Origin of the sequence: Microbacterium sp. NPDC090281 (genome assembly GCF_044769635.1) — a bacterium.
Taxonomy (GTDB): Bacteria; Actinomycetota; Actinomycetes; order Actinomycetales; family Microbacteriaceae; genus Microbacterium.
Window position 1 is genome coordinate 228,933 of the sequence record NZ_JBIVYH010000001.1, and the last position, 13,985, is coordinate 242,917.

Here is a 13,985-nt window from a genome sequence, read left to right on the forward strand (position 1 = left end):
ATGGCCAGCCTGATCACGCAGGTGAAGAGCAAGCTCTTCATCCACTCGACGCGCAAGTCGCTGCACGCGCTCGACGGCGCCTACGCGTCGCTGCTGCACGGGCGGAGCCTCGACTTCGAAGACCTGCGCAAGTACGAGTACGGCGATCAGGTGCGCGACATCGACTGGCGGGCGACCGCACGGCTGGGCACGCCCCTGGTCAAGCGCTCGCGTGCGACGCGCATGCACACCGTCCTTTTCGTGGTCGACACCGGCCGCTCGATGTCGGCTCTCGCCGCCGACGAGCAGTCGAAGAAGCAGCTGGCGATCCTCGCGACCGGTGTGCTCGGCGTACTGACCCTGCGCCACGGCGACGACTTCACCACGGTCTACGGCGATTCGTCGAAGGTGCGCCGACTCGCGCCAGGCCGCAGCGAGGGCGCGCTCGAGCATGCCCTGCGGACCATCGATCGGGCCATCGACGAAAGCAGCGCTCCGAGCGACCGCGACGCCCTCCTGTCGTTCGTCACCCGCACGATCTCCCGCCGCATGATCGTGGTCGTGATCACCGATGAAGCCCCCGTGACGAGCGAGACCGAGCGGATGCTGCGCCGACTGCGCGTGCAGCACGACGTACTGTGGCTCACCGTGCGCGACGCGGATCCGGTGCTCGACCATGCGACCGGACGCATCCGCAGCGACGTGGACAGCCGCTGGCAGGTGCCGGGCTTCGTGCAGGGCGACCGCGAGATCGTGCAGGAGCTGACAGCGCAGCGCGAGGCCGATGCCGCGCATCTCGCCGAACTCCTCACGCGCATGGAGATCAGCCACTCGACGCTGGACGGGCAGGACGACGCCGTCACGCAGCTACTGCAGCTGCTGAATCGGAGGTCGAATGCCCGGCTCTGACGAGCTCTACCCGCCGGCGCAGTACGGCTGGGGCTGGATGCTGCTCGCATTCGGCATCCTGGCTCTCCTGATCGCCGGCGCCTGGCTGCTGATCGTGCTGACCCGGCCTCGCCGCGCCGTGTCCTTCGCAGACGAGAATGCCGGGCAGGCGCCCCTGGTCATCGACGTGCTCTCGCAGCTGCGCACCGAGTATCTGACACGCATCCAGCAGATCGAGACCGACTACACCGAACGCCGCCTCTCCGCCCGACAGGCGAACCTCGAGCTGAGTCGGGTCGTGCGAACCTTCGTGAACGAGTACAGCGGCCTGGAGGCTCCGGTGCTCGCGCTCGACGACCTCGTGGCACGCGGCGTGCATCCCGCCCTCGTCGATGCGCTGGGCAGGCACTACTACCCGAGCATCTTCCGTCCGGGCCCGGTGATCGATCCGGTGGCCGGAGCCGAAGCCGCCAGGACGGTGGTGCGCACGTGGCACTAGCGAACGTCTGGATGCTGGTGGCCGCGGCCGCCGTCGTGATGGTCGCGCTGACCATCGGCCTCGTCGTCGGATTCCGACGGAACGGGCGAGCCCGTGGCGGCGACGCCGCACGCATCGCCCGCGCGGAGCGCCTGCGCACGCTGCCGACCTTCCGTCGGGCGCTTGCGCGTCGGGCGCTCGCGCTCTCCGGCATCCTCGCTCTGGGGGCGACCGCCGCGATCGTCGCCGGCGTCGTGGCCGCGCGGCCGATGTCGGCGCAGACCATCCAGCCGGTCAACACGAGCCGCGACATCATGCTGTGTCTCGATGTCTCCGGCTCCATGACCGAGGTCGACGTCGAGGTGCTGACGGTCTTCGACGAACTGTTGGACAGCTTCGAGGGCGAGCGGATCGGCCTGACCATCTTCAACAGCTCGCCCGTGCAGATCTTCCCGCTGACCGATGACTACGACTTCATCCGCGAGCACCTGGAGAGCATCACCCAGAGCTTCGATTTCGGAGATGCGGTGCCGGAGCACTGGATCGGCACGCTCAACGGCAACGGCGCATCCTTGATCGGCGACGGGCTCGCGGCGTGCACGATGGGCTTCGACCGCCCCGACGACGACCGCTCGCGATCGGTGATCTTCGCCACGGACAACGAGGTCAACGGCGCCTCGATCGTGACGCTCGAGGAAGCAGCCGCCTACGCCGCCTCGAAGGACGTGCGCGTCTTCGCGTTGAACCCGGTGCAGGGCAAGGATGCCGACGTCAGCGCAGAGCTCACTGCCGCGGCCGAGGCGACGGGCGGCGCCGCCTTCGGGCTGCGCGACACCACGACCGTCTCCGACATCGTCGCCCAGGTGCAGGAGCAGGAGGCGACCGAGCTGCGCGGCGAAGCACGGGTGGTCTGGACCGACACCCCGAACCTGTGGATCGTGCTGCTCTCGATGTGCCTGCTCGCCTTTGTCGTGGTGCTGTGGAGGGTTCGACTGTGATCTTCCAACCCGTGCTCGATCCGCTCCTGATCGCACTGCTGACAGCCCCCGTCGCCGCCCTCGCCATCTGGATCCTGGTGCGGCCTCCGAAATCTGCCGGCGTCTCGCTCACCGACCCCCGTGCGCTCACCGGTCACCGCGTGTTGTGGGCGATGCGTCTGGTGCTCGTGCTCGCCTGCTGCACGATGCTGCTGCGCCCCGGCATTCCGGGCGGCGCCACCGAGACGCTCGCGACCGACACCGACATCGTGCTCGTCGTCGACACCACGGCCAGCATCGTGGCGGAGGACTGGGGCGACGGCGAACCGCGACTCGACGGCATCCGCGAAGACGTGCGAGCGCTCGTCGAGGAGTACCCGGGAGCACGGTTCGCGCTCATCACCTCGGATGCGGCAGCCGAGCTGCGGATGCCGCTGACCACCGACACCACGGCACTGATGGGTTCGCTCGAAGTACTGCGCCCCGAGGTCACCAGCCAGTCGCGCGGAAGCTCGATCGGCATCGCGGCACCTCTGCTGTCGGAGACCCTCGCCTCGGCGGCCGAGTCATCGCCCGACCGCTCGCGCATGGTCTTCTACTTCGGCGACGGAGAGCAGACCGTCGACACACCGCCGGAGTCGTTCAGCTCGAGCGAGAAGTACACGGATTCCGGAGCGGTGTTCGGCTACGGCACGGCCGAAGGCGGCCCGATGCGCATCACGACGGGCGGCATCTCAGATGAGAGTGGCGACTACATCCAGTACCAGGGTGCCGACGCTCTCTCGGTGATCGACGAGACGAACCTCGAAGCGATCGCGGGTCAGCTCGGAGTCGAGTACGAACTCCGGACGGCGGACACCGCGCCCACCCTGCCGGAGGCCCCCTCGACCACCACCACCTCCGCCGGGTCAGGCGAGGTCGGAAACGTCACCGAGCTGTACTGGATCGCGGCGCTCGTCGCCCTCGCCATCCTCGGCGTCGAGCTCACCCGCGCCACGATGCTGATCGCGAGGCTCCGCCGGCTGCGCGCACCGCGAGAAATCCACAGGACGTAGGCGGCGGCCAGCTCTCAGGAAGCCCGCCGACCCCGATGGTATTGTGTTACCCGTCGCGGACTGTCTTGGTCGCGACGGGGGTTCGCAGTCGTGAGCCGATCGCTGAGAACGTGAGCTTGGGGAAGCTCCAGCGGTCCGGATCACACTGCGATGTCGTGTCGGCGTGCGCGTCGGCATCAGATGACTGGGGAAGCAGAACATGGGGATGAAACGAGCACTGAAGCGCGCCCGGAAGGGCGCAGTCGGGTCCATCGTCGGAGTGCTGGTCGTGGCGGGACTCGTCTCGTTCGGCGGCGGAGCCGCCGTGGCGGCCGACGCACCACCGACATTGCCGCCTCTGTTGCAGCGTGATGACAACGTCGTGACGTCGGATCCGATCCCGACCGTGCAGATCGACAACGGCTACGTCTGGGCCCAGACGACCATCGGCTCGACCGTGTACGCCGTCGGCAAGTTCGACAACGCCCGAGAGCCGAAGGCGAAGCCCGGCACCGCCCTCACCGCACGGTCGAACGTGCTCGCCTACGACATCAACACCGGCGCGCTCCTGCCGTTCGCACCGCAGGTGAACGGCGTGATCAAGGCGGTCACCGCCTCTCCCGACGGCAGCCGCATCTACATCGGCGGCTCATTCAACAAGGTCAACGGCAAAGACCGCTGGAACATCGCCGCGATCGACGCGAAGACCGGCGAGCTCGTCCCCGGCTTCATCCCCTCCATCGGCGGATCAGGCGTGTACGCCCTGACCACATCGGGATCGAGCGTGTACGCGGGCGGTCTGTTCACCCAGGCCAACGGGACCGCGCGGAAGAACCTCACCGCGTTCAACGCGTCCGACGGCAAGCTCCTGCCCTGGGCGCCCCAGACCGACCTTCAGGTCGACGCCTTGGTGATGGACCCGGCCGGAGCCGACACGATCATCGGCGGACGCTTCTCCCAGATCAACGGCGACACGGGGCTGCGCGGCATCGGTGCCGTCGACAAGGTCAGCGGCGCAGTCGACACCGCATGGGAGCTTCCCGACACGGTCAAGAACGGTGTGAGCACAGGCCCTTCCGCCGGAAAGTCCGGAATCTTCAGCCTCGCGACCGACGCCACCGGGGTCTACGGCACAGGCTGGGCGTACGCGAACGCCGATGTCGCCAACCTCGAAGGCACGTTCGCTGCTGAAGCCGGGACGGGCAAGGTCCGCTGGATCGCGGACTGCCTCGGTGACCACTACGGCGTCTACTCCACCGGCAAGGTCGTCTACACCACCAGCCACACTCACGCCTGCGGCACCATGGGCCTGCACCCGGAGCAGTCCCCGCGCACACACCGCTACTCCGAGGCCTTCACCGCCGATGCGCGCGGGACGCTCGGAACTCAGCCGGCGACGCCTCAGTACAAGGACTGGGCCGGAACGCCCGCGCCCTCTCCCTACGTGTGGACGCCCGACTGGGCTGTCGGTACCACGACCGGACTCGGCCAGGCCGGGTTGTCGATCACCGGTACGGGCAACATGATCTCCATCGGCGGCGAGTTCCGCTCCGTCAACAACGGACAGTTCGAAGGGCTCGTCCGCTTCTCGACCACGCCTCCCGAGGGCCCGAAGGACGGACCCCGCCTCGCCGGCGAGAAGTGGGTGCCGACCGCGACTTCGCTCGTCCCCGGCCGCGTGAAGGTCACGATTCCCGCCAACTGGGACCGTGACGACCTCACGCTCACATACGAGCTGCGCCGCGCGGGCTCGACCACGCCGTTGTTCACCACGAAGATGGACTCCACCTGGTGGAACCTGCCAGCGGTGACCTTCGAAGACACGACAGCGCCGGCAGGTTCACAGCAGCAATACACGTTCACGGCCACGGACAGCAACGGCCACACGGTTTCGAGCAAGACGACGACTGCCACGGTGGCCGAGTCCACTCCGGCGTACTCCAACGCCGTGCTCGCTGACGGCCCCGAGTTGTACTACCCATTGGGAACCGTCGCACAGGATGTGGCGGGAACGAACAGTCCGATCCTCCGCTCAGGAGCGACGCCTCAGTCGTCAGGTGTGCCGAAGGGCGTAGCCGGTGCGACAGCCCTCGACGGCACAGTGACCGGGCGAGTCGACACGACCACGAAGGCCGCAGCACCCTCGTCGTTCTCAGCCGAGCTGTGGTTCCAGACCTCGACGACCAGCGGCGGGTTGTTGTTCGACTTCCAGAGCTCGGCCACCGTGCTCTCGAAGAACTTCGACCGAACCGTCTACATGTCAGACGACGGCCGCCTGAACTTCGGGGTCTACAACGACGGCACGAAGGTTCTCACGACCGCAACGGCATACAACGACAACCGCTGGCATCATGTCGTCGCGTCGGTGAGCCCCGACGGAATGAAGCTCTTCATCGACGGGAAGCTCAACGGACACCTCCCCGGAGTGACCAAGGCGCAGGACTTCAACGGCTTCTGGAAGATCGGCAACGGCAACCTGACCGGCTGGGCGAACGCACCGAAGACGACTCCCCTCCTCGGCAACGTCGATGAGTTCGCGGTCTACCCGTATGGCCTGACCGCGGGACAGATCAAGACCCACTACAGCGTCGGAAACGGCTCCACAGCCCCCGTCGCCGCCTATACGGCAACGGTGACCGGGCTCGACGCGGCCTTCGACGCGAGCTCCTCAGTACCCCCTGGCTCTACGACGATCGCGGAGTACCGATGGGACTTCGGTGACGGTTCGACCGCGGCCGGCAAGACTCCGGCGCACACTTATGCGGCGCCCGGAACCTATGAGGTCAAGCTGACGGTCACCGACAGTCAGGGACTCGTGGGATCCATCAAGAAGCCGGTTCTCATCCAAGGTGCCAACGTGGTGCCCACCGCATCGTTCACACTCTCCGCGTCGGCGTTGACCATCGTGACCGATGCCTCGGCATCTGCCGACGCCGACGGCACGATCAGCAACTACAGCTGGAACTGGGGCGACGGCACGACCAGCGAGGGCGCGAAGGCGAACCACGCCTACGCGACGGCCGGCACGCGCACCGTCACCCTCACCGTGACCGACAACCTCGGCGGCGTGGCAACCACCACCCGGGAGGCCGTCGTGACGGCCCCCGCACCGCTCGCGAGCGATGAGTTCGATCGCACTTCCGGTCCCGGTTGGGGCACCGCGGCCGTAGGCGGCGCCTGGAAGATCGCGGGAGGCTCGTCGGCAACCGCCACCGTCGCCGACGGAACCGGGAAGATGAATCTGGCCGCGGGTGACACCCGGCACGCGACCCTGAACACGCCGTCGATTCCGAGTCCGGCTCTCGAGACGACGTTCCGGATCGATCAGCCCCCCGCTACGGGTGGTACTTACATCGGCGTCATCGCACGGGACTCCACCGCCGGGCGGTACCTCGTTCGCGCCTGGCTCCGCTCGGATGGGAGCGTCTGGCTCGTCGCGCACCGCGACGGCACCGTGCTCGCCACCCAGACCGTGTCCGGGCTCGCCTTCACGGCGAACACCTCTTACACGCTCAAGGTCACGGTGACGGGCAGCGCGCAGGCGTCGATCAAGGCGAAGATCTGGGCGACCGGAGCGACGGAGCCGACCGACTGGCAGCTCAAGGCGACAGACAACACCCCTCTGCAGCCGGCAGGCGGGGTCGGCCTGAGCGGCAACCGCTCGGGCAGCTCCACTGCTGCCACGAGCGTGTCCTTCGACTCCTTCCGCGTCACCGCGGCCGAGTAGCACGCCCATCGACCGCTCGTGGGAACGAGCGCATTCAGCCGGCCTCGGGCATCCCGAGGTCGGCTGAGCGGCATCAAGAGGTTGCGCGGATAGGATGTTCAGCGCTTCGTCGTGCCGCTTCGAGGACCACTCTTCTCCAGCCGCGCGGTCGACGACTGTGAGGGGGTGAGGCGTGACCGGCCCTTCGACACGCCCCGATACGGCGGCCGCTGGATCCCCCCAGGCCGAACGAGCTACCGCGCTTCTGCGGTCCAACCGTCGGCGCCGCAGCATCCGCAGATGGGTCGCGATCGGGACGCTCCCGCTCACGCTGGCCGCCCTGTTCTTCGTGGGCAAGCTGCTGACGATGTACGCCTTCGCCCACCAGGCCATCACCGCCTACGTGGCCGATGACTTCGCCGGGTCGGAGGCATCCGCGCGCGGACAGGAGTTCCTGAACTGGTTCGAGCCCTTCAAGGCGCCGTTCAACGTCGGCACGGCGCTCGGCGCGGCAGAGCAGCTGCCGCAAGCACGGGTCCAGCTCGAAGAGGCGCTCGACCTCGCGACGGGACTGGAGGTGTGCGGGGTGCGGATCAACCTCGCACTCGTCGTCGAACGCATGGGCGATGCCGCGCGCACCGACGGCGACGGTGCGACCGCCGCGCAGCTCTACGGCGAGGCGCTGACGATCACCGTCGAGACCCCGGAGGCGTGCCGCAGCGAAGAGGCCGAGCAGCAGTCCTCCGATCCGCAGCGCGACATGTCGGATTCGCTAGACAGCACCGAAGATCGACTGAAGCAGAAACAGCAGCAGCAAGATCAGGAGCAGCAGCCCCAGCCGCAGCCCGGCGAAGGAGACCAGCCCTCCGAGGACAAGCTGAAGGGCCTCCAGGACAAGCTCGAACAGGGCACGCAGGAACGCGATCAGCAGCAGGGCGACGACCCCGGCGGTTCGGGAACGGAAAAGCCGTGGTGATGGATCACGAGAAGCAGCGGGCACGCTACCTCGCCGGCACCGAGGGTGCACCGCCCCTCCCTCCGCCCGGTGGCTACCGCGGCGCCCGACGCGATGTCACAGGGCCCCGGCCGACTCCTGCGACCGCGACCGCGACACTCGCACCCGACGACGGTGTGAAGAAGACGGCGAACGCCCTCGGCTGGATCGCCCTCACCGCTGCGATCCTGTTCGCACTGATCCTGCTCGGCACACTCGTCGCCGGGGGCACCGACACCCTCTACGGCGTCACGATGCTCGCGCTGCAACTCCTGGTGGTCGCGACTGTCATCGCCGCGCTGTTCACCACCAGGGGACGGATGCTCGGAGCGATCGCGCTCGTCGTGACGATCCTGTTCAACGTCGCAACGGTCGGCGGTATGAGCGCCCTCCAGACCTCGGCATCGGGCAACTACGAGGGTACGAAGACCGCTGCCCAGAAGCATGCAGAGGCGTACCCGGGGATCAAGGGCACCGACACCCAGCAGACGCTCACCCAGCAGTCCCTCGAAGAGGTGCGCGCGCAGTCCGAGGCGATGTTCGCCGACATCCGCACGCGACTCACCGAGGAGTTCGGCTACACCTGGATGCAGGTGGGCGACCAAGATCTGCGCCCCGAACGCAACGGCTACGGCGGCGAGTCGATGCTGGTCGAGTACACATCGGCTTCCTGGGCGACGAACGAGCCCATCCAGGACTACGACCGCAAACTCGACGTCATGGCGGTGATCAGCGAGGTCGTGGTCCAGCACGGGTTATGGGATCTGTACTCCTTCAACGATCCGAAGATGTCCGGCATCGACCCCACGATGATCACGAAGCTCTACGGCAGCGACGACCCCCGCACGCAGACGACCTGGGAGTACTACACCGAGAACTTCCCTGATCCGCTCCGCTTCTACGCGAGCATCTACGACCTCTCCAACGATCCCGACGGCGGGTTCCTGGCGGCGCGAGAGGCGCAGAACGCCCGTACGGGTGAGCCGCTCGAGGGACTGCAGCTGACCGTGATCGCGAGCGGGGTGCTCAGCGAGGCAGACCGGGCGGAGTTCGAGTCGAAACTGCAGGAGTATCCGGGCTTCGAGTGAGCCGCGGGCGAGACGGTCAGGACCCGAGCGTCAGCAGCATCCGCGCGAGCACGTAGCGGGCATGCCCGCGGGACGAGCGCGGGTCGTACCCCAGAATCTCGACGAGCGCGGTCAACCTCTCCTGCACGCTCGAGTGGTGTCGCCCGAGACGCAGGGCCGCGGCGCGCACGCTCTGCTCCGCGGCGACGGCGTCGAGAAGCTCCCTGCTGCGGTCGTCGAGGCCGGCGAGCGCAACGGCATCCGGGTGGAGGGGACCCGACTCGGCGGCCTCTGCGACGAGCAGCATCGCCCCGAGGTCGGCGGCATCGACCACGGGTTCCGCAGGACTTGTCAGGCGCACCGCGACCAGGGCGGACGACCACGACTCGGGAAGCCGCTCACCCGAGCCCGCGACCCCGAGCCCCAGGCGCAGTCCGGCGCTCTCGGACCAGGCCCGCACGGCATCCGTCTCGGCATCCAGGATCGTCGCCCGAGTGAGGCCATGCCGGGTGGCGACCACGGCCGAGGGATGCTGCGGCAGCGGCGCCGGATCGGGAGGTGAGGCGACAAGCCGCAGCCCCATCGCTGTGAGGCGGAGCCGCGGCAGCGCTGCGGCCCTCTCCTCCACGCCGGCAAACGAGCTGATGGCGAGTTCGACAGCGCTCTCCGGACCGACCGAACGGCGCGCGCGGATGATGCCGAGGGCGAGACTGAGCCGTTCGAGGATCATCGCGTCGTTGGTATGCGCGTCGCCATCGCGCTCGATCCAGGTGATGGCATCCGGGCCGCTCGCTCGCACGGGCCAGGAGTGAGACGGCTCGACCGGATCGATGCGCACGCCGTCGGCCCGCACGCGCACGATCTGTCGACCGTCGCGCTGCCCGACGGTCGCCCCGCTCAGCACCGCCGCGCCGCGCAGCATGCTCTCGACCCCCACGGAGCGGGCGACGAGAGCGTCGAAGTAGGTGACGACCTTGAGCGTCTCGCTGGCGTCCGGGTCGAGGGCGGTGAGACGCCCCAGCAGATCTTGCATGTCGGGCTCCATCGCGCGGGGGATTCCACCCTACGGGGTCGATACGCGACCCCGTAGGGTGAGACGGATTCAGGAGAGCAGCCGGTTCACCCAGTTGTCGCGCGCGGCGAGCATGGCCTGCGCGACCGCGGCGTGAGGGGCGAACATGTCGAAGCCGTGGAACCCCCCTGCCCACACGTGCAACTCGGCCTGCACGCCGGCTTCCCAGAGCTTCGTGGCGTAGGCGACATCCTCGTCTCTGAACACCTCGGCGCTTCCGCAGTCGATGAACGCGGGCGGCAGTCCACTCAGGTCGGTCGCTCGTGCCGGGGCGGCGTAGATCGACACGTCGTCCGTTCCCGTGCGCTCACCGAGGAGGGCCGTCCAACCCGTCACGTTCGACCCACGGTCCCAGACCCCGATCCCGTCGATCTGCCGCGACGACACCGACTCGTCGCGGTCGTCGAGCATCGGGTAGATGAGCAGCTGTCCGATCAGCTCGGGGCCCTTGCGGTCACGGGCGAGCAGGGCGGTGCCCGCTGCCAGCCCACCGCCGGCGCTGCCGCCGCCGATCAACAGCCGCGACAGGTCGATGCCGAGTTCGCCGGCGTGCTCGGCGGTCCACAGCAGGCCCGCGTAGCAATCCTCGACGGGGTACGGGTCGGGGAACTCGGGGGCGAGCCGGTACTCGACGGTGACGATCACCCCGTTGAAACGCTCGGCCCAGTCGAGGAAGCCGACCACCCCGAGCCAGCGGTTGCCGATGATCATGCCGCCGCCGTGGGTGTGGAAGAAGCCGGGGCCCGTGCCCGTGCGGCCCTCCTTCTCGATCACGGAGACGACGATCTCGTCGCGGTCGTGGCCGGCGATCGTGACATCACGCCGGGCGAAACCCCGCTCGGCGAGTACGACGAAGATCTCCTCGTCGCCGCTCACCGGCGACTGGCGCAGCAGCGGGATCATCTCGGGCGTCAAGGTCGACGGCAGCTGGTCGCCGACGAGGGCGAGAGCGGCCTCGAGCTCGGGGTCGAAGGGCGGTCGCGCCAGGGTCGTGTCAGTCATCAGAACTCCTTTGTCCTCGGCCGCCATCGCAGCGGCGTTCCGTCAGCCTCCCGCACGCCGCAAACGAGAGTAACCCGCCAGCCGAGGCCGATCCGACGGTTCGAGTCCGCCGGATGGCGGGGTATACCGCTTCGGCATCCGGCCTATCCCTTGAAGGCGCGTGCCGCGCTGGATAGCCTGGCGCCAGAGGGAAGGATGCGCGCATGATTCGAGTGCTCGAAGAGCAGCAGTCCTACGAGTTGCTGACCACCACCACGATCGGCCGGGTCGGCTTCGTTCACGAGGGTCGGGTGCAGATCCTTCCCGTGAACTTCGCGGTCTCCGGTCACGACCTGCTCCTTCGCACCGCGCCTGACGGCGTGCTGGGAATCCTGACCCGCGAGCCGCTGGAGGTCGCGTTCGAGGTGGACTACCACGACCCCCTCGGCAACACGGCATGGAGCGTGCTGATGCACGGCAGCCTCTCGCGGGTCCCCGATGACGAAGCGGCAGGCGAGGCTGCTCGCGTGCACCCGTGGGCCGGGGAGGATCGGAACCTGCCGCTGTCGTTCCGCATCGAGAGCATCACGGGCCGCAGCGTCCGCCGGGATCAGCTCCGCGGCAAGGACTGACGCGCGGGCGGACCACCTGCCTGTCGCTCCTCTGCGCTCAGGATGCGAGGGCGAGGCCCGCGGCGAGCGCGAAGCCCAGCACGGTCGCGAGTCCCGTCGACTCCTTGGCCTTGGACTGCGCCTCGGGGATCATCGAGTCGACCAGCATCACCAGCAGCGCACCCGCCGCGAAGCCGCTCGCCGCCGAGCGGAACTCGTCGCCGGTGATGCTCGCGAGACCGAAGCCCGCGACGGTGGCGACCGCGCAGATCACGGTCACGCCCGCCCAGAGCAGCAGCACCCGCGACTTTGCCATGCCGCCTTCGAGCAGGTCGGCTGCCGAGCCGATCGACTCCGGCAGGTTGGAGACCAGGATGGCGACCACGAGCGCGATGCTGACCGGCTCACCGGATGCGAGCCCGATGCCGAGCACCAGCTGCTCAGGGATGCCGTCGAGCAGAGCCCCGACTGCGAGCTGGCCTCCGCCCGCCTGCTCCTTGGTCTTCGCGGCGCGCGCATCGAGGATGCGGTCGGCGATGTAGTAGCTGAGCGCACCGGCCGCGACCCCGACCACGAGCGGGATGGGACCGGCGAGATCGAGCCCCTCTTCCCAGAGCTCGAACGCGATCGAAGCCATCAGCGCGCCGGCACCGAATCCCAGCACGATGCCGAGCCAGCGCGGCGGCCACTTCCGCAGCAGCGCGAGCACCGCGCCGATGAACAGCGGCGCCGCCGCGACCAGACCCCACAGGACTGCTCCACCCATGTCCGACCTCCGTGGGGCCTACTCTCCCACCACTGCGGCACTCTGCCTGCGCGACATCGGCGAAAGCGGAGACGTGTCACCCGTCCATTGGCACGTCGCGCATCGGCACCCCCGCACGCGCGCCTCGTTTCACCACTAGCTCACACTCGACTACGCCATGAAGATGTCGTTCAGTCGGAGTAGTCGGCGTTCGGGGAGACGAACGTCGCCGTGTACTCCTCGGTGCAGGGCGTCAGGACATAGACCTTGCCCCAACCCCAGCCCATGAGCATCGGATCGTCCTGGCTCAGACGCGTCTGCCGTTCGCCCGCCTCGATGACGACCCACCCCGCATCGTCCGTCCGCCAGCTGGCCTTCCCGACGACCGGGGTCACGTCGCCGTCGAGGCACACCCGCCCGTCGTCGAGCTCCCGTTCCTCGGTGCCGAGCATCAGCGCCGAGACCTCGGCTGTGCCGTCTTCGTTGAGTGTGAAACCGGCGAGTTCCGAGGCCTCTTCGAAGCCGTGATAAGTCGCGGGGAACGACAGGTGCGCCGCCATGTCCTGCCGCGCGAGCGTCGACCCGCGGAAGGCTTGGACCGCCAGGACGACAAGCACGACCAGGATCGCGGCGAGAAGCGCTCCTCCCGCGATGAACCACCACCTGCGCGACCCTGCTCTCTGCATGGCCACAATGTAGCGGCGGATCCTGAACAAGGACCACCGATATGAAGCACCCGCATCACCTCGCGACGCGCCATTCGAATGGTATTCTCATGGCATGAAAGCAACCATGGACAAGGCAGGGCGAATCGTCATCCCCGCTGCGCTCCGCGAGCGCGTCGGATTGATCCCTGGTCCTATCGATCTCATCCTCGACGGCAACGGCATCCGCATCGAGATCGATGCCCCGGACAACCTCATCGAGAAGGACGGGCGTCTCGTCATCACGGGCGGACCGACGCTCACGGTGGACGACGTCCGGGAGCTGCGACTTGCCGATCAGCGCTGACCTCCTCCTCGACACGAGCGCCGCGATCGCGCTGGTTCATGACAGGAACCCCGCGCACGAACGTGTGCTCGAACTCACGCAGGATCGTGTGCTCGGCCTCGCCGGGCACGCGGCCATCGAGGCCTATTCAGTGCTGACGCGCATGCCCGGTGCAGCGCGCGTCAGTCCCGATCGCGCGCGCGAGATCATCGAGCGATCCTTCCCTGCTTTCGCACCGCTCTCCGCCGCATCGGCCAAGATCGCGATCACGACTTTCGCCGACGCCGGCATCGCCGGAGCGTCGGTCTACGACGGACTCGTCGGTCTGGCCGCACGCGACGCAGCCGTCCCGCTCCTGACGTGCGATCGACGCGCCATGGGCACCTATGCCGCGCTGAGGGTCGAAGTCCTCCTCGCCTGAAGCCCCCTCGCACGCGATGAGGCGAGACGGGGCGACACGCCG

General features: G+C 68.2%; 14 protein-coding genes. 10 read left to right on the forward strand and 4 right to left on the reverse strand.

The window, feature by feature from the left end; all coding sequences use genetic code 11:
* From ACIQTX_RS01065 to ACIQTX_RS01095, 7 genes are all read left to right on the forward strand, one after another.
* Window positions 1–888, forward strand: coding sequence for a DUF58 domain-containing protein (locus ACIQTX_RS01065; RefSeq protein ID WP_105527128.1), 888 nt, complete (start codon window positions 1–3; stop codon window positions 886–888).
* Complete coding sequence (locus ACIQTX_RS01070) at window positions 875–1,366, forward strand: hypothetical protein (protein WP_402967759.1); 492 nt, start codon at window positions 875–877, stop codon at window positions 1,364–1,366. Before ACIQTX_RS01065 ends, ACIQTX_RS01070 begins: the two co-directional genes overlap by 14 nt.
* Window positions 1,357–2,343 (forward strand): VWA domain-containing protein, encoded by a 987-nt coding sequence (locus tag ACIQTX_RS01075; RefSeq protein ID WP_402967762.1) that lies wholly within the window; start codon window positions 1,357–1,359, stop codon window positions 2,341–2,343. Before ACIQTX_RS01070 ends, ACIQTX_RS01075 begins: the two co-directional genes overlap by 10 nt.
* Window positions 2,340–3,377 (forward strand): VWA domain-containing protein, encoded by a 1,038-nt coding sequence (locus ACIQTX_RS01080; protein WP_402967765.1) that lies wholly within the window; start codon window positions 2,340–2,342, stop codon window positions 3,375–3,377. The genes ACIQTX_RS01075 and ACIQTX_RS01080 overlap by 4 nt, the downstream gene beginning before the upstream one ends.
* A 205-nt stretch (window positions 3,378–3,582) precedes the next feature.
* Entirely contained in the window at window positions 3,583–7,083 is a 3,501-nt protein-coding gene (locus ACIQTX_RS01085) for a PKD domain-containing protein (RefSeq protein ID WP_402967768.1), read from the forward strand.
* Between the two features lie 172 nt (window positions 7,084–7,255).
* Window positions 7,256–8,038 carry a hypothetical protein gene (locus ACIQTX_RS01090; RefSeq protein WP_402967771.1) on the forward strand — a complete coding sequence of 261 codons (783 nt, stop codon included), beginning with the start codon at window positions 7,256–7,258 and terminating at the stop codon, window positions 8,036–8,038.
* Window positions 8,038–9,144 (forward strand): DUF4064 domain-containing protein, encoded by a 1,107-nt coding sequence (locus ACIQTX_RS01095; protein ID WP_402967774.1) that lies wholly within the window; start codon window positions 8,038–8,040, stop codon window positions 9,142–9,144. Before ACIQTX_RS01090 ends, ACIQTX_RS01095 begins: the two co-directional genes overlap by 1 nt.
* A gap of 16 nt (window positions 9,145–9,160) precedes the next feature.
* Here the strand turns inward: ACIQTX_RS01095 and ACIQTX_RS01100 are convergent, their stop codons facing one another.
* Window positions 9,161–10,156 (reverse strand): hypothetical protein, encoded by a 996-nt coding sequence (locus ACIQTX_RS01100; protein ID WP_402967777.1) that lies wholly within the window; start codon window positions 10,154–10,156, stop codon window positions 9,161–9,163.
* A 69-nt stretch (window positions 10,157–10,225) separates the two neighbouring features.
* The gene (locus tag ACIQTX_RS01105) at window positions 10,226–11,197 is read right to left on the reverse strand and encodes an alpha/beta hydrolase (protein WP_402967780.1); all 972 of its coding nucleotides are present in this window, start codon (window positions 11,195–11,197) and stop codon (window positions 10,226–10,228) included.
* A 203-nt stretch (window positions 11,198–11,400) separates the two neighbouring features.
* Here ACIQTX_RS01105 and ACIQTX_RS01110 point away from each other — a divergent pair, with 203 nt between their 5' ends.
* Entirely contained in the window at window positions 11,401–11,808 is a 408-nt protein-coding gene (locus tag ACIQTX_RS01110; protein WP_402967783.1) for a pyridoxamine 5'-phosphate oxidase family protein, read from the forward strand.
* Between the two features lie 37 nt (window positions 11,809–11,845).
* Here ACIQTX_RS01110 and ACIQTX_RS01115 read toward each other — a convergent pair whose 3' ends face one another.
* Both ACIQTX_RS01115 and ACIQTX_RS01120 read right to left on the reverse strand, forming a co-directional pair.
* The gene (locus ACIQTX_RS01115) at window positions 11,846–12,553 is read right to left on the reverse strand and encodes a ZIP family metal transporter (protein WP_105527136.1); all 708 of its coding nucleotides are present in this window, start codon (window positions 12,551–12,553) and stop codon (window positions 11,846–11,848) included.
* Between the two features lie 170 nt (window positions 12,554–12,723).
* Window positions 12,724–13,218, reverse strand: coding sequence for a hypothetical protein (locus ACIQTX_RS01120; RefSeq protein WP_402967787.1), 495 nt, complete (start codon window positions 13,216–13,218; stop codon window positions 12,724–12,726).
* 94 nt (window positions 13,219–13,312) lie between these two features.
* On the opposite strand from ACIQTX_RS01120, the gene ACIQTX_RS01125 reads away from it, so the two are divergent.
* Together ACIQTX_RS01125 and ACIQTX_RS01130 are read left to right on the forward strand one after the other, a co-directional pair.
* The gene (locus tag ACIQTX_RS01125) at window positions 13,313–13,543 is read left to right on the forward strand and encodes an AbrB/MazE/SpoVT family DNA-binding domain-containing protein (RefSeq protein ID WP_402967790.1); all 231 of its coding nucleotides are present in this window, start codon (window positions 13,313–13,315) and stop codon (window positions 13,541–13,543) included.
* The gene (locus tag ACIQTX_RS01130; protein ID WP_402967793.1) at window positions 13,527–13,943 is read left to right on the forward strand and encodes a PIN domain-containing protein; all 417 of its coding nucleotides are present in this window, start codon (window positions 13,527–13,529) and stop codon (window positions 13,941–13,943) included. The genes ACIQTX_RS01125 and ACIQTX_RS01130 overlap by 17 nt, the downstream gene beginning before the upstream one ends.
* The last annotated feature ends 42 nt before the right edge of the window (window positions 13,944–13,985 follow it).